This is a genomic window from Bacteroides sp. AF39-11AC, from assembly GCF_003474285.1.
Lineage (GTDB): Bacteria > Bacteroidota > Bacteroidia > Bacteroidales > Bacteroidaceae > Bacteroides.
On record NZ_QROH01000004.1, the window covers coordinates 613,021 to 634,686 of the forward strand.

The following is a 21,666-nucleotide window of genomic DNA, read 5'->3' on the forward strand; positions in this document are numbered from 1 at the left end:
CTTTTATTAGAAAGTTAATGTGACACCTATGTTGACACCCTTGAACATGGGATATGCTGTCGAAAGTACCTCAGCATCCATAGCGTCGATGTTGTCGAAGGAAAGAAGGTTCTCGCCCTGAATAAACACCTTGGCTGCGGTAAGAGAGAGTTTCGAGAGCACCGTTGCAGGCACTTTATAGTAAACCTCAATGTTTCGCATCTTCAAGAAGTGAACAGGCTTGTACCATACGTTGCTTTTCTGGCTGTTGTTGCTGTTGTTCAGAGTTGTCAGACGCGGGTAAAGAGCGTTGCTGCCAGCCACATCCCAGCAGTTATTGTAGTAGTCCACTGAAAGGTTACCATTGTCGGCCATGCCACCCCATATTGTTGACGGAAGATACTTCATGTAGTTGCCAGTGCCCTGGAACCATGCGTTTAGGCCGAAGCCTTTATATTCTACACCGACATTGAAGGCGTAGTTGAGCTCAGGGATGTCAGTAGCACCATCGAGACTGGTGACATCAAACTCGTTGATTACTTGGTCATCGTTGAGGTCTTGGTATTTGATGTCACCAGGGCTTACGGTAGAGTATTCCTGACGGTAACTGGAGTTGATGTCGGCCTGATCCTTGAAAAAGCCTGCCGACTTGAGTCCCCATGCCTCGTTTACACGGTGACCTACAGGGTCGCTCAGCGGATAGGTCGGTGTGCCGATATACTTGCTCACTTCATTGCGTGCCCACGACAAGTTGGCACCCAAGTTGAGATTGAGGTCGGGAGTGATTTTCTTCACATACTTGGCACTTACCTCAAAACCGTAACTCTTAACTTCGCCAACATCGTTGTATGACGACTGTATACCAGCCACCGATGAATTTTCATAGCTTGCAGAGAGCATGATGTGGTTGCGAAGTTGGTAGAAAGCATCAACTGAGATGTCAAGAGCATTTGCAAGACGAAGGTCAGTACCAAGGTTGAAGCTCGTAGATGTCTCTTGCGAGAAATCGGTAGTTGGGAAGGAGCCAAGCGATGCGCCCCATGTAGCACCGTAGTTGTTACCAATAATCACATAACCGTGCGAAACATCCCATGTGGGAAGCCACATGCCATAGGTAGGCATATAGTCGGTATGCTGGATGCCAGCCGATGCACGCAGCTTACCGTAGTTGAGCAGATCATCGTTGTTGTCAGCGTAAATCCAGCCGAGCGATAGTGTGGGTGAAAATGCCCACTTAGAAGGATAGGTACGGCTGGCTCCGTTACCTGCAAGCACAAGGTCGGCAACGTAGCGGTTCTGAAAATCGTAGTGGAAGACTCCCATGATGTTCTGACGATAGAAGGTGTTTCCACGTCCATCAGTGCTCACACCACTATTGTCGTAAACAACGGTAGCATTGAAGTGGTCGTTGTCGAAGAACGAACATTTGTAATTGATACCTACACTGGCCTTTGCTTTCCACCACTGACCGGCATTCCAGTTGTTGAAGGTGAGGTTGGTCTCCTTGTTACCGAATGTGTTCAGAGCTACGTTGTTCTTATCGCCAATGGTACCGGTGTAACGCTCGTAGCCATACTGGTGTGCCTTGTGCGAATTTTCCGCGTAAATCGATGAATTGGCATAGCCGGCACTGACAAATACGTTCAGACCATTGAGCAAGAAATCGAGTTTTTGAGACAGCTTGGCATCTACCCACAGTTGACGTTGATGAGTCTTGTAGAAACCAGACTCCTGAATCTTGGCAATGGGGTTGGCATCACCGTATGCCTCGTTACCCCCCCAGATACCTGTTGAGGTTTTGTAGGGGAAAGCACTTGCCGGCAGGCTGTAGATAGCAGCTGTAGCATCGTCAGCACTGATGTCGGAGGGTCGCTTGGTCTCTTGGAACATACCGAAGAGGTTCACCGACATGAGAGTTGTGTTGGTGATGTTGAAGTCGAGGTTGGCACGAATATTGGCCTTCGACTGGCGCAACTGCGTATTGTAGTCTGGTTGCTTGGTGTCCTTGAAAGCACCGCGTACATCGGTATAATCAATATGGGTGTAGTATTTCACCTTGTTCGTACCTCCGTACACCGAAACGTATGCATGGTCTTCCTCGGCACTATTCTTGAAAGTAAGGTTGCGCCAGTTCACGTTAGGGTAGAAGTACGGATCAGAACCGTCTTTGAAGAGGTTAAGCTCCTGCTCGGTGTATGCGGCAGAGAGTCCGTCGTTGTGACGAGCACGGTTGAAAGCATTGGCATATCCGTAACCATCTACCATGTCTGCGAATTCAGGGTCGAACTGGAACTTATGGCTGTAGTTCACTTTGACGTGTGTCTTGCCTTCAACGCCACGTTTTGTCTTCACAAGTATAGCACCATTGATACCCTCATGACCAAGAAGTGCCGTAGCAGCAGCATCCTTGAGAATAGTAACGCTCTCCACTTCCTCTACACTGAGGCGGTCGATGGGACGCTCGTAGCCATCGACGAGGATGAGAATGTTTTTATCGTTAAGCGTGTGATAGCCACGAATATTAAACGAGGCACCCTTATTTTCGTCGCCCGAGAAGCCGCCTTGCGATAGAGCCGTGAGGCCTGGTAGACGTCCATAGAGGGCTTGGGCAAGGTTAGTTGCCGAAGTCTGCTGCAATTCTTCACCTGTGATTGTGGTTGCGGAAGCAGTGCTGAGGAAATTGCTTATTTCCACGCCGTAACCCATATCATAGGCATTTGCATTCTTATCGCTGAGTTTTACCTGCGCATTTGCCGTGAGAGAGACAACAACAGTCGCAAGCATCAACATTCTATTTATATTCATATTTTATAAGTCTTATTGATATTTAAAATCTGGATTACCAACCGGGGTTCTGGTTCAGACCATAGCCCTTGTTGATCTCATCACGTGAAATAGGCGCGAGATACCATTTGTCGGTCCACTTGCTCGTCTGGTTGTCAGTATCCCACCATACGCGGGTATTGTTGGTACAAGGTATCTTCTCGTAGATACAGTTCGGCCAAGGTTCACCGGGTTGGAGACTCGTGTCGCCATTGTGGTCGGCAGGATTCATCTTGTTGCCGTTGGCATCCTTGCGCCATACACGCAGCTGGTGTACCTGTTTCTTGAATATGTCGGATCTCTTGTAGCGGATGAGGTCATACCAGCGGGAGTCTTCATAACCGAATTCACAGGCACGTTCCTTAAGGAGTTGCTCAATGAAGTTGTCCTTGTTACTGGTTAGGTTGAGTCCCGGGTTCATTACCTCTATCTTGCCAAGACCTACGCGTGCGCGTACCTTATTAATTTCATCGCAGGCTTTCGGCAGATTGTCTGTCTGTGCGAGTGCCTCAGCGTAGCAAAGGTGAATGTCAGCCATACGCAGATAAGCAAAGTTGGTCGGATGGTATGCTGCATAGCCGTTATCGCGGAGATACTTGAACAGTTTCATACGGGTAGACCATGGATTGTCGGTAACAGCAGGATTGAAGGTCTGGTCTACATTGCCACCTTGCCACAGCTCGGTGCTCGAAAGTCCCTGATATTGCTCGACAAGATTGTTGCGATTCACCACCATTGTCTCGTAGAGACGTGGATCGCGATTGACAAAGATGTCTACGTTGTTGGGGTTATCGGTATTAAACACATTGTCGTAAGGGAAGTTGCGGCCGTCTGCCATACCAAACATTTCCATATATTCGAGGGTGAAGAGAGCCATACCGAACTCATCCATACCTTCTACGTTCCAGTCACCGTTCCAAGCGTCTGTACCCAGACCAGCATGAACTTCAATCACCTTCTCGCTGTTGCCACGGAACCAGTAGGCGGCACGGAAAGCATTGCAATAGTCTTGCTCACTGTTACCTGTGGGCTCTACAAGAGCGAAATAGTTGCCACTGGCGCTATTGGCTTGGAAGAAATCCTCACAAGCCTTCAATGCTTTCTGCCAAAGTTCGGGCTTGTAACCGCCAGCCCATACTTGGCTGAGGTCCTGATTCTCCTCGTTGCGAGTGAATTCAAGATAAGGTTTGTCACTGTTAAACAGAGGCGAAGCCACGAAGTTCCACAGCCTTACACGCAGACCATAGGCTGAGCCTTTGGTCAGACGTCCAGAGTTGGTGGCCTGATCTTGCACAAAGAAAGGAAGACCCGGTTCGTCGATGGCGCCCTGGATAAGTCCGTCAATGAACTCTGCTGTCTCGATTACGCCCATGCGCTTGCCATCTACAACATCAGTAGCCACGAATGAGCGGTCAACTTTTGGAAGACCTCCGAAGTTGCGAAAAGCATCAAGATAGCGCGATGCCATGATGACATATACCTCACCACGGAGCTGGCTCTTCTCTGATTCGCTCAAGTCGGGAACTCGATCGATGTTCTCGATGAAAATCCAACCCTCACGGATGGTACGCCAGATGCCTGCACGGGCATTGCCGTCACCGTTGGCGATGAAGGGGAACTTGACGAGACCGCCGTTATCCTGGTCGGTCTCGGTAAGGTCACCACCGTAGTACTTTCCGAGATTGTGCCATCCGCAGTACGACTGGCAAATATCGGTAAGGGCATCGGGGTGAGAATACCATACTGCACCTGTATAGGTGAAAGGGTTATGCATGGCACCGTACATGTGCCAGAGGAAACGCTTTGCATTCTCTCCCTTGGCAAAGATGGAGTCTACGGTCACGTCGACACCTGGCTGCTTGTTGAGGAAGCCATTTCCGACGTTGATATCATCGACACAGGAGCTCAGCGATCCCATCCCTATCATGGCACCAGCTACACATATAATAGTAGCAGTTTTTATTTTCTCTATAAGATTCATTGTTTTGAATGTTAGAAGTTTAAGTTGATACCGAAGTTATAAACACGGGTCATAGGATAACGTGTGCTACCATAGCCTGCTTGTGCCTCTGGGTCATTGGCCTTGAAGCTTGTGAAAGTAAGAAGGTTATAGCCATTGGCATAAATACGGATGTTGTTGATGGGCACACCTGGTATGTGGAACGAATAACCAATCTCAAGGTTCTTCAGACGGATATACGATGCATCGACCATCCATGGGTCTGAAAGTGAACCGTTATGCTCGCGTGCCGATTTCTCAAGAGAGATACGTGGCAGGCTGGCACCGGGGTTATTCTCGGTCCAAGAATTGTCATAGACCCATTTGTTGAGCATTGACTGGTTACCAGTACCGAAGGCTGGAGTATAGAAAGAACTGAGCTGACGGTTGACGTGGGTGGCACCTACCCAAGTCATGGAGAAGTCGAGACCTTTCCAGTTGAGCGTTGCGTTTATACTACCAGTATACTCAGGAATATCGCTGTAGCCGATAGCATGTACATCGTTAGCATCCACCTTACCATCACCTGTGAGGTCAACGAATACGCTGTCACCAGGACGCAATGTAATCTGTTGGTCTGGCATGTCAACACCGTAAACTTCCTTGTAGCGCTGTTCGGTTTCACCAGGAACATAGAACTCAAAGAAGTCGTAGCCGAAAGGCTGACCTACAGGATGACCAGTGTGGTACATGTGTGGGAATTCCTTCTTCACTTCTGCCATTTCCACAACCTTGTTGCGTGCGAAAGCGAATGTAGGAGCTATCGAGTAGTTCACTTTACCTATGTGGTCGGCCCAGCGTAGGGTAATTTCATAACCATGGTTCTTGACACGGCCGAAGTTGATGGAGTTGGGTTTGAGAGCGGAAATACCTGCGATGGTTGTTTCGTTGGAAATGAGGATGTTCTTGCGATCTTCCCAGAAGAAGTCGACACCGAGACTCAAGCGAGATCCAAAGAAGTGTACATCGGCACCATAGTTTTGCTTGGTGGCTGTTTCCCAAGTAACATTGGGGTTACCGTTGCTGGATTCGCGTGCGCCAGGCATGAACGCACCGTTGTTGGTACCGAAGTTACCTGTACGGTCGTTGGTCCACCATGCACCACCGTTGTTGGTGTAGAACTGCCATGTGCCAGGCAGATAGAGGAAACGCCCGACACCCTGGTCATTACCTACCTTACCGATAGAACCACGAAGTTTGAAATAGGAAACAACGTTACGGATAGGCTCCCAGAATTTTTCAGAAGAGATTATCCAGCCGAGAGAAGCAGAAGGGAAAAAGCCAAAGCGCTTACCTTTTGCGAAATTCTCTGAGCCGTTATAGCCCATGTTGAGGTCTACCATATACTTAGTCTGATAGTCGTAGGTGATACGGCCTACCATGCCTACATAACCACGGGGGATAGAATTGTAGACGCCACCAGGATAGTAGTTTTTAGATTCATTATAAAGAACGAGCGCACCGAAATTGTGGTCACCGAACTTGCGGGTATAGTTGAGACTCGCCTCTGCATACCAGTTTCTACCGCCCCATTTGGACTCTTCATAGCCAAGAGGCCATGAGTCACCCTGACGGACATAAACAATCTTTGGAGAACCGTCTTCCTCGTATTCACCCTTAGCGATGGTGGCCTTGTAACTGATACCACCGCCGGTAGTACGTGCTTTCTGCTGTGTATAGTCAGAGTTGTAAGAACCCTTGATACGGAAATCAAGCCCCTTGGTGATAAAGTCGAGCTTGAGCTTGTACTGAAGGTCGAGGTTTACAACACTCTGACGCTGAGTAGTATAACCCTGCTCGTAGATAAGGCCGAGACCATCGGAGCCAACTGCGCCAACGAGATTAGGGTCGGAAATAATACGACGTCCCTCACTGTCAAGACCGTAGCCTGACATTGGCGTACCATTGTTGAGAAGACCCTCAACACCAAAAACACCTGACTGGCCGTTATACTCACCATTACCGATAGAGTTGCGTCTGCCAATGCGTCCACCGATGCCGATAGAAAGCGTACTCAGCTTAGAGAAATCTACATCGAGGTTGGCACGGAAGTTGTAACGGCGGTATTTGAAGTTTGCGTCATCACCTTGGTCGAAGGTTTTGAAAAGACCGTCCTGATTGAGCATACCGACAGAAACGAAATAGCGGGCATGTTCAGTACCACCCGACACATTAATATTATATTGTTCCTGCCATGCGTGGTCGTCCATCAAGTACTTGAACCAGTTGGTGCTTGGATAAACGGTGGGCATATCCATGTCCTTCCAGTGCTGTATAGCTTCCTTCGAGAACTTCCATCCGTCCTCGGCTACTCCTTCCACTTCCTGAGCATGATTGTAAGCCGTTGCATACTCGTAGGAGTTTGCCGGCTCAAGGAATTTAGAAATCTGCTGAAGACCTACTGAAGCTGTCAGTGTGATGGTAGGCTTGCCTATCTCGCCGCGACGAGTTGTAACGAGAATAACGCCGTTGGCACCACGTACACCAAAGACAGCCGTAGCGGAAGCATCCTTAAGAATAGAAATGTCCTGCACCTCGTTTGGGTCTATTTGGCTGAACTCACGCTCGACACCATCGACAAGCACGAGAGGTTCGGCGCTGTTGAACGAACCGACACCACGGATGCGGATGACAGGGTCATCGGCACCAGGAACACCGGTGTACTGCACCGACTGGAGACCTGGGAGCTTACCCGAAAGGGTGTTACCAAGTGATGCGGCTGGCGATTTGAGAAGTTCCTTACCACCCACGTTGGAGACAGAACCCGTCAGCGTCACCTTACGCTGCTGGCCATAGCCGATGACAACCACTTCATCGAGCATCTCATCATCCGATTCCAAAACAACATTAAGAGAAGTTGATGTTGCCTTTGCTTCTTTCGACTTGTAGCCGACATACGAAAACACCAAGGTTGAACCCTTGGGAACTCCCGACAAAACATAGTTGCCACTGCTATCTGTTATCGTGCCTTTCGACTTGTCTTTAGTCTGCACGGTAGCCCCGATAAGTGGCTCGTTCTGCTCGTCAGTAACACAACCTTGCACTTTAAAAAGATTTTGTGCGAAGGACACTCCCGGTAGCAACAAAGCCAACAAAAGGAGATGTAATCTGCATAACTTTCCCATAGCATTAAAATTAAGTAAAATCATTAAGTGTTAAAATCATTAGCGTTAGAATTTTCACAAATATATTGAGATTTATTTCCGATAGTGGGTGAAAAAATGACATTTGAGGTTTAAAAAAACGCTTATATTTGCATTTTAATGTCGCATCGGTTTAAAAGCTATCAAGGAAAGTCCAAAATACATCATTTCCCCAAAAGCATACCGCCTAACCTATATAATTCATAGTCACGCCTCTTCTATTTCAAGGAGTTAGAACCGACTTGTTGGCTGATAACTCCCGATAATCCCTTCTAACTCCCGACTATGAATAATGCAGACTAAACAAGCTTTATAGGCAATAGAAGAGGATTTTACAAAAAAAAAGAGACTATCTAACTTTTTAGTTGTTAGACAGCCTCATTTTTCTATTCTTGCTATTCTGTTATCGTTTTCCTATGAATTCATCTATATATGCCCTGTAATCGTGGTGTGTCTTATAGGTACTTTTTCCTATGCCATTCAATATATAGTTGAAACCTTTGGCGCCTCCTCCCGAAAGGGTGTTGTTGCACATGTGATACATTCTTATACCGGTTTTATCGGGGACTTCTATTGAATTCTCAATCATTATTTCGTTATGTAGTACATCATAAATACCGAAGGCAAAAGCTTCATGAGTATTCACGTTATCAGCTACTTTATATGCGGCATATCCGGCACGTGTGCCGTTTTCGCTCATATAGTATTCCTGTGAGGGAGCATCATAGGGCGTTTCGCATTGATAAAAGTAAGTTCGTCCATGTTCTCCTGTCCAGTAAGTCTGATATTCCTGGAAGTGCTCGTTGAATAAGCCGTAAATGGTGACATGGTCGCCGTTTACTACCAGACCGTTTCGGGTGGTATTGATTTCCCAGCCTACACTGCCACGAACACCATGATCTGCTCTCCATATCCAGAAATGGTCGCCAATCACGTCATTGCTGTTTAGTTCAACTGCACGGTCTACGTGTACCTTTGCCGGACGGAATCCGCCTATCCGGAAAAACAGGTCGGTGAGCAGAATAGGATTTTGTATATGTCTTTGAGCTGTTTTCTCCGTACCAACCTGAATCAGGGTATTGGAAGTGTAATGCGCATCAAACATCAGAGAGGCAATCGTTACCCCGTCTACATCTTCTACCAGAATTGCCGTATCGGAATTCTTTTCTCCCGGAATCAGAGTCGCCCATCCGATTCCCAATATAATGGTGTTGGGGCGGGTGACGTGGAGTGGCTCTGAAAGCTCGTACATGCCGGGAGTTATAAGCAGATGTTTACCTGCTGCGAGTTGTTTATTCATGTATTCGGCCGAGGCACCCGGTTTCACTACATAGAATTCATTCTGTAAATCCAGACTTTCACCTTCGCCCATATCAGTGCGGCTGTAGGAGATTCCTTTGTGTTCGTGTTTCAGTGCCGGACGGAATACTTTGTATCTTCCATCGTCGCCGATAAACAAGAATGGTTTTTCACGAATGATCGGAGTGGTAGGGATAAAAGTCACATTACCTCCCTTGTCCCAATTGTTCTGATAGGTTTTGGTATCTACCTCTGTACCTAATTCAACACCTTGGAAACAATAATTGTATTTGATTTCTTCGAATTTTCCTCGTCCTTTGTTCAAAAAGGAATTTCGGGTATACCATTGCTGTTGGTTTTTAGAACCGGCAGCAGCATCGAAGTAACAATCTGCAGTAAAGCCACCGCTTACCCATCCGTTTTCCCATTGGTTGCGTACGACACGTTGTGAGTAAATACGTCGGATCGGTGCAGCCTGAGATACGGCCCATTTGAAAGTTTCCTCTTCATCATAGGTATCTGGTCCGATCACAGAAAGATTCTCTGCAGAACGCCAGAAAGTACACGTTCCGTTACCATTGCTTAAGTGGGGAGGGGTGTGTATATTGGAAACTTCCACATCAAACGGTGTTTTTCCTAATCCTGCCAGATGTACATAGAACGGAACTTTCAGCAGTCCCGCTTCCTTATAATCACCAGCTTTGAATAAGAGTGCATAGCGGTTGGGACTGAACTCCTTGCCAAACATTTGTTCATGGATGGCATTAATCTCATTCCCTACGTCTTCTTTACGGTCCGTATCACTATATATGTATACATAGTCGCCGAATACTTCGGTATCCATAGCCATTGAGGCTAGGAGTTTACCTTCCTTGTCTATTATCTGATAATAATAATCATGGGGATTCCCTTTGACTTTTTTATCAGTAAATGTTGTTGAAGACGTGCTACCAATCGTCTGGTATTCGCTGAATCTTCCGGTAGATCGTTTTATGGTATATTTTCCGGCAGAAGTTTGCGATGCGATTTTCGTACTGAAGTCCAGGATGATGTTTCCGTTTCGAACTTCTATATCACTTGCGCTTGCTGGCATGCAGGTAAGCAGAGAACAGCATACAAGAAGTATTATTTCGGGGAGTTTGTTTCTTTTCATATTCTGTAATTGTTTGGATTATATTTTCAGTTTTATTTTAACCTTAGCCAGTAGCCCGGCAATTATAACAATGATGAGAGAGTATACGAACGATTTTAGTAGTCCGGGGATACCGCTGTATAGCGCATGTGGATAATACCATTCCAATAATTGCTGTATGGAATACCACAGATAAGGTATTACATAACAGGTGAGTGTGGCCGTTCCCGCAGGTTTAATGATATTGAACCAGGAAGCTTTTCCTTTCACATCCGTCAACCAGTAGAATATTCCAAATAGTGGGAAGAACATAGCCAGGCAATAGAACAACCAGGTAGGAGTAGCCTGTATTTTAGAGATAATCCAATGGGGATGAGAGAATAATCCCAATACGAACATCACTATACCGAGGCTGAAAAGGATATACAAGAATTTACCCGGATGCTTCCGGTCGGCATACTTCAGCATAATCAGGGAAGTGATGATGCCGGACATACCGAATGCATGCAGTGTCCAATCACTGGGAATAAAAGAGAGTAATACAATCCGGCTACCGTATCCCCAGGGTATTAAATCGGAGTGATTTACGACAGCAAGTAGTATGATGACTATCCAGATAATTGTATTTTTGCAAAGGCTCTCCCGGGTAAACAGATAAATGACAGCACATATGGCATAGGTCCAGCCAATCAGTCCTAAGATACCCCACCAACCTTGATGGAATGGAGAACCATATACATCTTTATATATAACAAGGAATGCTAATAGAATAATACCAAGGGTTTTCATCCCTCTGAACACATATTTCCCAGGACCTTCGGTATGGGGGTATACATTCCATATCAGGAAGAAACCAATGACCATCAGTATGGAGAACCATTGATAAGAGATGTTGCCTACATCGCTGCAATTGAGCATAAATAACCCCATTGCTATCAAGGCAACCGTACGTTCAGATATATGAGCGATGATTTGTAAAGTCGTATCTCCTTTTTTAACTCTGTTTTGAATGGCAAAAGGTATGGACATCCCCATACAGAACAGGAATGCGGGAAATATGGTATCAGAGAATCCCATCATATCCTCATTCATCTCGGCATGCATCAGCCAGTGCGGGACATTCTTCAAACCGGGAATGTCATTGACAAAGAGCATGAATAACATAGTAAGGGCGCGGAATACATCCACAGCCGCTACCCGTTGTAATGTTGAGCTTTTCATTAAGTATGAGGTATTTGCTGGTTGTTATTTCTTGAAAGGATCTCCTTTCTTATCAGTGCTGACTACCCAACGGAAAGCGTTTACAAATAAGAGGTTTTGTGTGGCATCAATGAATTCTTCGTCGCCATGACCCATGTTCAGATATATCATTCTGTACTTGGTGTTGGTCCATACGATGGGGAAATCACCGAAATTAACCACGTCCTTTATGCCCAACGGATAGTTTTTAGGAGAAATGGAAAGAAGTACCTCTACGTTTTTGTTGGTTCTCGGACTGGGATTCCATTGATACCATTCACTTGACGGAGCCACAAAAGAAGTGGGTAAATTTCTGGTGACGGGGTGTTCTTCATTGTCAACTTCAACCAAAACAGGTTGAGGGGGCCAGTTATTGCAATAGAAAACCCCGCCACCCAGAAAATCTACAAACCAAGGCCAATTTGTGTGCTTGTCGTTATAGGCGGCTACATGGAAGCCTACCCAGCCGCCTCCGTTTTCCATGTATTTTTCAAAAGCATCGCGTTCGGCTTTTGTATTGGGATAGCCATCGAGCATAACTACTACGCTATATTCTTTCAGCTGTTCGTAACTATATTGAGACAAGTCCATGGTAATATCCAGTACAAAACCGTCACCGTAATTCAGTTTCTTGAAGAACTCTACCGCCTGCAAGGAGAATTGATAGTGTGCCTCTTCTGCATGTTGAGTATAGTAAACCAGTGCCTTGAAACGGGGACCATTGGCATAATTAGCCGGATACCCCTGGGGAATCTGCGCGTTTACCGCAAATGTGCAGATAGCAAACAATAGAATAAGATAGAATTTAATACTTCTCATAGCATCCATAATTTATATAGTTAATAACTTTTTTATTCGTATTCAGCAACCAGTGATAGCCATTTTCCTGCCGATGTTACCCATACCTCTTTATAACATGCGTTGTTGGTTTGCGGCCAGTAAGGAATATCATCATTGCCCAATGTACGGATGCCGACAGGCATTTCACCGGTCATCTCTCCGGATGAGAAACTATTCATTTGCGGATAATTATGCCCTTCGCCATATATCAGGGATTGCCCGAAAGGATTCTTTCCAACCGTCCAGTAGAGCTGTTCCCGACCGATACCGAGCAATTCTTCATCTTTAAGGAAATTACCGCAAATGGCAGCAGACTTTCCGGTAGAGAGGTGTATGGCTGTATTGCCGTTGAAAATGCTGAACCATACCGGGAAACGTTTCAAGTAATGTTCCTTATCGAGCTTGACTCCCCGTTTCACTTGCTCTGTGTACTGATCCTGCGCATTGGATGGCGGAAAGAGGTGGAGGGCGTAAAAACTCGCAGAATCTTTATACTCTTCTGCATGATATACTCCACTCGGAATCATTCCGTAAGGCTGGGTATATTTCATTAAACTTTTCAGATAATTGCCGTAGAGTTGTATGGAATTTATCCATTTCTGATAATCAGGGTGTTGTTGCTGCGTTTCACAAAGCAACGTCATGGCCTGCATGTAAACCTGCTCGCGCGATTGATGGATATAGTGTACAATGGATTTTCGTGATGGATTCCGATAGAAAAAGCCACGGGTCTTGTCCTTGTCTTTTAAAGACTCCGTACGCTGGCAGTCGAGCACATACCGGATGGCTTCTGCAGCTGTCTCTGCATAACAAGACTTTCCGGTCAGTTTGTAGAGCATGCTGGCGGACCAGGATATGGTTGCCATATACTGGCTTTCGGAGGTATTGTAACTATGTTCGTACATCTGTTTGAATGAGTCGAAACCCTCTTTCCTGAATTTCTCTGTGGCAAAAGAAAAGTCTTCTTCCGCTATCTTTCGCAGATGTTCTTGCAGCATCGGGTCCCGGTCTATGGTCATTGCGGCGTATGCTTCGTATCCTGCGTACAGGAAATTGTCGAATGCCATGTTCTGAACGCGTACGGAATGGATGTCGTCCTTTGTATTCAGTATACCGTCCTGCCAGATGAGTAATCCCATGCTACTGGCACGATATCCGTCTCCATAGCGATTTTTCAGAATAAATTCAATTCCCCATTCCGCTTCTTCCAGTAAGCGGGCAGCCAATGGAGTGTTCTCGGTTTTGAGCCGATTGTATGCTTCCAGCAGGGCAAAGGTCACGTCTCCGGTTTGTAACGTCTGTTGTGACAAGTCGCCTGCATCATGCCATCCCCCCGAATAAGAAATACTTTTTCCGTCATGCCGGGAGAATAAATCCGTGTGGCAAGCCGCGTGTTTGCCGGGAACGGGATGCCCGCAGCGTTGGCAGAATAAGAAATTCAATACTCTCCAAAGGGAATTATCCCATAGTTTTTCGTCTATCCGGAATGCCGGAGTCAGGATTTTGCCTACTTTCAGTTGATAATCTCCCGGTTGATTGAAGGCAGTGAAGTCAATAACTCCAAATTCTCCGAGGGTGGTTTGTTTTCGTTGCAATGCATCCTCATATGCCACCTCTTTAGTGGCAGAGTTTATCAGTTGGAATGCAGTCTGCTGATTACACAATAAACTATGAACGAGAGCAGTTTTCTGACTGTTGGTTGTATAACCTGTTGTAGAATAGATGATGGCATCTTCTGCCGGAGTCCATCCGCTTACTTTTCCGGGAGCTTTGATTTGCTGTAATTGGATATTGTCAATGTAATAAATGGCAGAATCACCTGTGGTCCGATCTTTCCCTTTTAGAGCTGTGTCGAAACGAATAGACATTACTTTATCCCGTTGATATTCGTCTATATCAAGAAAACAGTAATTCCATGTTTTGTTAACCAGATTGATGAGGTGGGAGCCACTGGGGTGATTGTATCCTTCCTTGGTTGTGGAATTATCGTTTGTGAAAGTCAGATTCATGTTGACTACACGTGCACCATCACAATCCGGATAGATGGAAAAAACGATTCTGTTATATTTCTCCCAATTTTGCCCATTGACATGATAGGTGATACCGCTATTTCCATAAGTTGCATAGTCCGGGTCGGAAGGAGAACCGACTGCTCTTTTCCCAGTGTCAGTCGGAAAAGTCAGACGAATACTACCTTTGCCGGATACGGATTGCTCATTAGAGAAAGCCATACTGCCTGCTCCGGAATGGGACCATCCGTTTGTACCGTCTGTTTCTGTAAGCGGTTGACTGGATAACACCTCTTTTTTCAACGCATTCTCTTCGAAAGAACGGGAGGTGTCCAAAGGTAGCGGGGCATGAATGAATCCGGTTTCATAAATTTGCTTTTCCAGTAAGGCGTCTCCAGTCAGAGATTTTTGACTGAATAGGGAAACATGACTTATGAGTAACAGGAATAATATGAATGATTTCTTTCTCATGATTTAGTTAACCTTTGGTTTCTGATGCAAGATTAGCGATTATTTGGCAGAAGGAGGTTTGATAATAGCCATAAAACCTTTAAAAACCATCAAAAAGCAAAGAAATGATAGAATATCTACTTTAGTTGATGATATTTAAACTCTTTTGGAAAGTAAAAAGACAAACTTTCTTTTGGAGATTGTGACCACTATTTCTACATATGTACTACCAGGCTTAGACTGACTTGATACCTACCTTCTCCTTATCTTATAATTAGGAGTAGGTAAGGAGTAGATAGGGAGTAGGTAAGGAGTAAGTAAGGAGTAGGTATTGTGAAAATCATGAATAAAAGTTCTCATTTGTAAAGACAAACAAACAATTAAAAAAAGAATGAAGCTGACAGGAAATGCTATTTGAAGTATAATAATAGGAAAAAACCTTGTTTACTATTGGTTGTTTTTGTAATTTTAACGCCTAAACTTAATAAAATATTTTTTGCAATCATTTTAAGAAAGAGAGAACAATCATACTCTTATATATGTATAATATGAAAAAAGTAACTTTATTCGCAACCGGTATCATCATGATGTCATGTGCACAACAACAACAACAGAAGCTTACGTATCCTGAAACCGCAAAGGTGGATACTGTAGATATTTATTTTGGAACAGAAGTTCCCGACCCGTATCGTTGGCTGGAGAATGACACTTCCGCTGCAACAGCTGCATGGGTGGAAGCTCAGAACAAAGTAACAAACGACTATTTGTCTAAGATACCTTTCCGCGATGCTTTGCTGAAGCGACTGACGGATGTGGCTAATTATGAAAAGATTGGTACACCATTCAAGAAACACGACAAGTATTATTTCTATAAGAATGACGGTTTGCAGAACCAGAGCGTGCTGTATGTACAAGATAGCTTGGACGGCGAACCACGTGTATTCCTCGATCCTAATAAACTCTCGGACGATGGTACAGTAGCCTTATCGGGTATCTCTTTCTCGAATAATGGAAAATATACAGCATATACCATATCACGCAGCGGATCGGATTGGCGTGAAATCTATGTGATGGATACAGAAACCGGTAAACTGCTGGATGATCATATCGAATGGGCGAAGTTTACGGGAGCTACTTGGCAAGGAGATGGCTTCTATTACAGTGCTTATGATGCTCCGGTGAAAGGAAAGGAATTTTCTAACGTAAATGAGAATCATAAAATTTATTATCATAAGATGGGTACGCCGCAGTCACAGGATCAACTGATCTATCAGAATCCTGTATACCCCAAGCGTTTCTATACTGCCAGTGTAAATGAGGATGAAACTGTCCTGTTTCTGTATGAGAGCGGTGACGGGCGCGGTAATGCCTTATATATGAAAGACCTGCGTAAACCTAATGCTCCATTTGTGACAATGGCTACGGATATGGATTATAGCTATGCTCCGATGGAGGTAATAGGAGATAAGATTTATATGTTTACAAACTACGATGCACCTAAGTATCGTCTTATGATAGCAGATATCAATAAGCCTGCCTTGAAAGACTGGACGGAACTGGTTCCGGAGAGTGAAAATGTACTTTCGGATGCAGGTGTGATAGGTGGAAAACTGTTCCTGACGTATGATAAAGATGCAGCCAACCATGCCTATGTATATGGACTGGATGGTAAAGAAATACTGGAAATAGAATTGCCTTCACTTGGCTCTGTAGGTTTCACTGGAGACAAGGATGATAAGGAATGTTTCTTCGGATTTACTTCATTTACCATACCCGGTGCTACTTATAAATATGATATGGATGCGAATACCTACGAGATTTTCCGTGCTCCGAAGGTTGACTTTAATTCTGACGAATTTGTGACAGAACAAGTATTCTATCCCAGCAAAGACGGAACGAAGATACCGATGTTCCTGACTTATAAGAAGGATCTCAAGAAGGATGGCAAGAATCCCGTGTTCCTTTATGGTTACGGTGGTTTCAATATCAGCCTTAATCCGGGCTTCTCTACATCCCGTATTCCGTTCTTGGAAAATGGAGGTATCTATGCACAGGTTAACCTGCGTGGGGGTGGCGAGTATGGTGAAGACTGGCACATAGCAGGTACCAAGATGCAGAAGCAAAATGTATTTGATGATTTTATTTCAGCTGCTGAATATCTTATAGGTAATAAATATACTAATAAAGATAAAATTGCCATAGTAGGCGGTTCCAATGGTGGTTTGCTGGTAGGAGCCTGTATGACACAACGTCCTGATCTGTTCCGTGTAGCTATTCCGCAGGTAGGTGTAATGGATATGTTGCGTTATCATAAGTTCACTATCGGATGGAACTGGGCAAGCGATTACGGTACGAGTGAGGACAGTAAGGAAATGTTTGAGTACTTGAAAGGCTACTCTCCACTGCACAACCTGAAACCCGGTACCCAATATCCTGCAACGATGGTTATTACTGCCGATCATGATGACCGTGTAGTTCCTGCCCACTCATTTAAATTCGCTGCTACCCTGCAGGAATGTAATGACGGAACGAATCCTACGCTTATCCGTATTGAAAGCAAAGCCGGACATGGTGCAGGTAAGCCAATGAGTAAGGTGCTTGAAGAACAGGCCGACACCTACGCCTTTATCATGTATAATATGGGAATGAAGTTTGATAAGTAGTGATTAGTGATTAATGATTAGTGATAAGTGATTATGTAATGCGGTGTAAGGATGAAGCCTGCTAATCACTTATCACTAATCATTAATCACTACTTATTTGACATTTTATCATTCTTTAATCAAAATATCACTGGAAAGTATAGGTGAATCCAAAAGAATTCCTATATTTGCAGTGTTATTCGTTGACACTTTGTTCGAATAACCTTGAAATCACGAAAGGATAAACCTTTTAAAACGTAATATTATGAATATCGAACGAATTATGTCCTCTTTAGAGGCAAAGCATCCCGGCGAGTCTGAATATCTTCAAGCCGTAAAGGAAGTACTTCTTTCCATCGAAGATATCTATAACCAGCATCCAGAGTTCGAGAAAGCTAAAATCATAGAACGCTTGGTTGAACCCGACCGTATCTTTACGTTCCGTGTTACTTGGGTGGACGACAAAGGTGATGTACAAACCAACCTTGGTTATCGTGTGCAATTCAACAATGCCATTGGCCCGTACAAAGGCGGCATTCGTTTCCATGCTTCTGTAAACCTTTCCATCCTGAAATTCTTAGGATTCGAACAGACGTTTAAAAATGCACTGACTACTCTGCCTATGGGTGGTGGTAAAGGTGGTTCCGACTTCTCTCCACGTGGTAAGAGCGATGGTGAAATTATGAGATTCTGCCAGGCTTTCATGTTGGAACTGTGGCGTCATCTTGGTCCGGATATGGATGTGCCAGCCGGTGATATCGGTGTAGGTGGCCGTGAAGTGGGCTATATGTTCGGTATGTATAAGAAGCTGACGCGTGAGTTTACCGGTACATTTACCGGAAAAGGTTTGGAATTCGGTGGTTCTTTGATTCGTCCTGAAGCTACAGGTTTCGGTGGATTGTACTTCGTGAACCAGATGTTAGAAACTAAAGGCATTGATATCAAAGGTAAGACCGTTGCTATTTCCGGTTTCGGAAATGTGGCTTGGGGGGCTGCTACCAAAGCGACCGAATTGGGTGCAAAGGTAGTTACTATCTCCGGACCGGACGGGTATATTTATGATCCGAATGGTATCAGTGGTGAAAAGATAGATTATATGCTTGAACTCCGTTCATCGGGCAACGATATCGTGGCTCCGTATGCAGATGAATTCCCCGGTTCTACATTTGTTGCCGGTAAGCGTCCGTGGGAAGTGAAAGCTGATATTGCATTGCCTTGTGCTACGCAAAATGAACTGAATGGTGATGATGCCCGTCAGTTGATTGAAAATAAAGTGATGTGTGTAGGAGAAATTTCAAATATGGGCTGTACGCCGGAAGCAATTGATTTGTTCATTGAACATAAGATTATGTATGCTCCGGGTAAGGCTGTCAATGCCGGTGGTGTTGCTACTTCCGGATTGGAAATGTCACAGAATGCAATGCACCTCAGTTGGTGTGCTGCTGAAGTGGACGAAAAACTGCACGCTATTATGCACGGCATTCATGCACAATGCGTAAAATATGGGACAGAACCTGACGGTTACATCAACTACGTGAAGGGTGCCAATATTGCAGGCTTCATGAAGGTGGCTCACGCTATGATGGGTCAGGGAATTATTTAAAGGAAAACTTTGTTTAGTTGTATTTGTATTTGTGGTTTGTGCTGCCCCTGCCTGCGAAGGTGTAGGGCAGTACTTTTTTTATAGTGATTAGTGGTGAGTGATTAGTGATTAATGCTGTGCAGGGTATGGGTACTATGTATTAATCACTAATCACTCACCACTAATCACTGTTTTTTTCTTACCTTTGCATCTCGAAATTATAAATAACAAAGAGATGTTACAACCTGAATTGAAACTGAGACGCGATAAAATACGCGCCTTGATGGCTCAACAAGAGATTGATGCCGCTCTTATCACTTGCAATGTAAATTTAATCTATACGTATGGACGTGTTGTCAGCGGTTATCTCTATTTGCCTCTGAATGCTCCGGCACGTTTGTTTATCAAGCGCCCTAATAATATTGAAGGGGAACATATTCATCCTATCCGTAAGCCGGAACAGTTACCTGAATTATTGAAAGAGTACGGACTGCCCCTGCCTGCGAAGTTAATGCTGGAGGGGGATGAGCTGTCGTATACAGAATATACCCGCCTGGCAGCCTGCTTTCCGGAAACGACAGTTGTGAATGGTACGCCTATTATTCGTAAGGCACGCAGTATAAAGACGAATATTGAGATTGAGATGTTCCGTCGGTCGGGTGCTGCCCATACAAAAGCTTATGAGCAAATTCCTTCGGTGTATCAACCGGGAATGACAGACCGCCAGTTGTCTATTGAGATAGAACGTCTGATGCGCCTGGAAGGTTGTCTGGGGATTTTCCGGACTTTTGGTCAGGGCATGGAGATATTTATGGGAAGTCTGTTGGCTGGTGACAATGCTACTGCTCCTGCACCTTATGATTTTGCTTTAGGGGGTGAAGGACTTGATCCGTCTATACCTATCGGTGCGAATGGTGCAATGTTACAACCCGGACAGAGTCTCATGGTGGATATGGGTGGAAACTTCAATGGATATATGGGTGATATGAGCCGTGTGTTTTCTATTGGTAAGTTGCCGGAGAGAGCTTATGTTGCTCATCAAACTTGCCTGGAAATACAGGAAGCTGTAACAGAAAAGGCAAAACCGGGAGCTGTGTGCGAAGATCTTTATAATACAGCCATCGATATGGTTACTAAAGCTGGCTTTGCTGATTACTTTATGGGAGCCGGACAGAAAGCGAAATTTATAGGTCATGGCATTGGTCTGGAAATCAATGAAGCGCCTGTACTTGCTCCACGCATGAAGCAAGAGTTAGAGCCGGGCATGGTATTTGCACTCGAACCGAAAATAGTATTGCCGGGTATCGGTCCATTGGGTATCGAGAATTCTTGGGTAGTAACAGCGGACGGGGTAGAGAAGTTGACGCTGTGCAAGGAAGAAATTATAGAAATGTAGAAATAGTGATTAGTTGTTAGTGATAAGTGATTAATGCTGTGTTTACAACTAACTAATCACTTATCACTAACAACTAATCATTTATTTTCACTCCCCTTCGTAATATTCACACAAGAAGTAACGCGCAATGAAGTCCCAGTTATCATGTAATACCTCTTTTCCACCGGGGAAAGGAAGTTGCAGATCAGGGAATAATCCTTTAGCCATACCATATTTTACAAGATCGAAGGGGCAAGCACCCGGATAAGTGAATAATTTGAATCCTCTATCAGCAGCATTTGCTGCATTGTATGTTGGATTATGCGGATCGCAGAAACAATAGGAAACATTCGGGGCAATCAGCATACCTTTGGCGTTGGCATAGATTACGAAGTTCCTTTCATTCTTTAATTCGGGTAATAAACTTTCATTTCTATTTTCCCATTTAAGTTCTTCTATAAAGAATTTACATAGCTCGTCATATGCAGAGAAATACAATAGTGGTTCTCCTTTACTGTATGCCAGACAATTTTCTACATCTTTCTTGAGTTGCATTCCCGGTTTAATTTCGGGTAATGGCACTTGAGGCATTTCTAATAAATCCAATCCCATCACCCAAATAGGAGAAGAAGGCTCGTCACAAATAGGTGCTTCTTCGAATGAAGCATCCATTAGATCATACGCTTCCTGGCTGAGTGCTAATAAATCGGGATTATGAGGGTCTTGGATGATAACCTCGTCTTCTTCAAAAATGGCATATCGGGAGAAAAGTGTCCATTGTACAAATGACAAGTCCTCTACGTTGATTTCATCGGGAGTATATGCTTCCGTCAGTGTATAGAAAGGCAGATAAGATTTATACAGTCCGTAGTATGCATCTGAAAACTCTTTCCAGCCACCTGATTGGGCTATACAATCTTGGAAGTAGAGAGCTAATGAGATGGCGGCATCTACTCTTTCCGTTTCAGATTTTTTACAGTATAATGGAGATTGATCGATCAAAAGAAGTAGTTGACTGGCGAAGTGCAAATACCAGGTGTCGGTCGGAACTTGTTTACTGCGTTCGTTAGCTGCTAACCAACGCTTCATGTAAATTCTTGATTGTTTCATGTTGTTTTACTTTATATTGGACAAAGATAGGGCTTTCCCTTGAA

At 44.6% G+C, this 21,666-nt stretch carries 11 protein-coding genes; 3 read left to right on the forward strand and 8 right to left on the reverse strand.

Annotated features, from left to right (window positions below; all coding sequences use genetic code 11):
* Window positions 1-6: 6 nt before the first annotated feature.
* The 7 genes from DW036_RS10825 to DW036_RS10855 all read right to left on the reverse strand — a co-directional run bounded on the left by DW036_RS10825 (window position 7) and on the right by DW036_RS10855 (window position 14,934).
* Window positions 7-2,784 carry a SusC/RagA family TonB-linked outer membrane protein gene (locus DW036_RS10825; protein WP_118464162.1) on the reverse strand — a complete coding sequence of 926 codons (2,778 nt, stop codon included), beginning with the start codon at window positions 2,782-2,784 and terminating at the stop codon, window positions 7-9.
* Window positions 2,785-2,818: 34 nt separating this feature from the next.
* A complete protein-coding gene (locus DW036_RS10830; RefSeq protein WP_118464164.1) occupies window positions 2,819-4,783 on the reverse strand; it encodes a RagB/SusD family nutrient uptake outer membrane protein in 1,965 nt (654 codons plus the stop codon).
* An 11-nt stretch (window positions 4,784-4,794) separates the two neighbouring features.
* Window positions 4,795-7,926: a TonB-dependent receptor gene (locus DW036_RS10835; protein ID WP_233560377.1), complete on the reverse strand. Its 3,132-nt coding sequence runs from the start codon at window positions 7,924-7,926 to the stop codon at window positions 4,795-4,797.
* 421 nt (window positions 7,927-8,347) lie between these two features.
* Window positions 8,348-10,396 (reverse strand): glycoside hydrolase family 16, encoded by a 2,049-nt coding sequence (locus DW036_RS10840; RefSeq protein ID WP_118464168.1) that lies wholly within the window; start codon window positions 10,394-10,396, stop codon window positions 8,348-8,350.
* Between the two features lie 18 nt (window positions 10,397-10,414).
* Entirely contained in the window at window positions 10,415-11,596 is a 1,182-nt protein-coding gene (locus tag DW036_RS10845) for a DUF5009 domain-containing protein (RefSeq protein ID WP_118464170.1), read from the reverse strand.
* 24 nt (window positions 11,597-11,620) lie between these two features.
* A complete protein-coding gene (locus DW036_RS10850; RefSeq protein ID WP_118464312.1) occupies window positions 11,621-12,433 on the reverse strand; it encodes a ThuA domain-containing protein in 813 nt (270 codons plus the stop codon).
* 32 nt (window positions 12,434-12,465) lie between these two features.
* Window positions 12,466-14,934, reverse strand: a complete 2,469-nt coding sequence (locus DW036_RS10855) for a glycoside hydrolase family 9 protein (RefSeq protein ID WP_118464172.1) — start codon at window positions 14,932-14,934, stop codon at window positions 12,466-12,468.
* Between the two features lie 527 nt (window positions 14,935-15,461).
* Here DW036_RS10855 and DW036_RS10865 point away from each other — a divergent pair.
* From DW036_RS10865 to DW036_RS10875, 3 genes are all read left to right on the forward strand, one after another.
* Window positions 15,462-17,576 (forward strand): prolyl oligopeptidase family protein, encoded by a 2,115-nt coding sequence (locus DW036_RS10865; protein ID WP_118464314.1) that lies wholly within the window; start codon window positions 15,462-15,464, stop codon window positions 17,574-17,576.
* Window positions 17,577-17,820: 244 nt separating this feature from the next.
* Window positions 17,821-19,158, forward strand: a complete 1,338-nt coding sequence (gene gdhA, locus DW036_RS10870; RefSeq protein WP_118464176.1) for an NADP-specific glutamate dehydrogenase — start codon at window positions 17,821-17,823, stop codon at window positions 19,156-19,158.
* Window positions 19,159-19,372: 214 nt separating this feature from the next.
* Window positions 19,373-20,533, forward strand: coding sequence for a Xaa-Pro peptidase family protein (locus DW036_RS10875; protein WP_118464178.1), 1,161 nt, complete (start codon window positions 19,373-19,375; stop codon window positions 20,531-20,533).
* Between the two features lie 87 nt (window positions 20,534-20,620).
* Here DW036_RS10875 and DW036_RS10880 read toward each other — a convergent pair whose 3' ends face one another.
* Window positions 20,621-21,622, reverse strand: coding sequence for a DUF3843 family protein (locus DW036_RS10880; RefSeq protein ID WP_118464180.1), 1,002 nt, complete (start codon window positions 21,620-21,622; stop codon window positions 20,621-20,623).
* Window positions 21,623-21,666: the final 44 nt, after the last annotated feature.

What these genes read in the sequence shown, in the direction of transcription:
- DW036_RS10880 (WP_118464180.1), bottom strand. Translation starts at nt 21,622, where the DNA reads ATGAAACAATCAAGAATTTACATGAAGCGTTGGTTAGCAGCTAACGAA.
- DW036_RS10840 (WP_118464168.1), bottom strand. Translation starts at nt 10,396, where the DNA reads ATGAAAAGAAACAAACTCCCCGAAATAATACTTCTTGTATGCTGTTCT.
- DW036_RS10830 (WP_118464164.1), bottom strand. Translation starts at nt 4,783, where the DNA reads ATGAATCTTATAGAGAAAATAAAAACTGCTACTATTATATGTGTAGCT.
- DW036_RS10850 (WP_118464312.1), bottom strand. Translation starts at nt 12,433, where the DNA reads ATGAGAAGTATTAAATTCTATCTTATTCTATTGTTTGCTATCTGCACA.
- gdhA (WP_118464176.1), top strand. Translation starts at nt 17,821, where the DNA reads ATGAATATCGAACGAATTATGTCCTCTTTAGAGGCAAAGCATCCCGGC.
- DW036_RS10845 (WP_118464170.1), bottom strand. Translation starts at nt 11,596, where the DNA reads ATGAAAAGCTCAACATTACAACGGGTAGCGGCTGTGGATGTATTCCGC.
- DW036_RS10825 (WP_118464162.1), bottom strand. Translation starts at nt 2,784, where the DNA reads ATGAATATAAATAGAATGTTGATGCTTGCGACTGTTGTTGTCTCTCTC.
- DW036_RS10835 (WP_233560377.1), bottom strand. Translation starts at nt 7,926, where the DNA reads ATGGGAAAGTTATGCAGATTACATCTCCTTTTGTTGGCTTTGTTGCTA.
- DW036_RS10865 (WP_118464314.1), top strand. Translation starts at nt 15,462, where the DNA reads ATGAAAAAAGTAACTTTATTCGCAACCGGTATCATCATGATGTCATGT.
- DW036_RS10875 (WP_118464178.1), top strand. Translation starts at nt 19,373, where the DNA reads ATGTTACAACCTGAATTGAAACTGAGACGCGATAAAATACGCGCCTTG.
- DW036_RS10855 (WP_118464172.1), bottom strand. Translation starts at nt 14,934, where the DNA reads ATGAGAAAGAAATCATTCATATTATTCCTGTTACTCATAAGTCATGTT.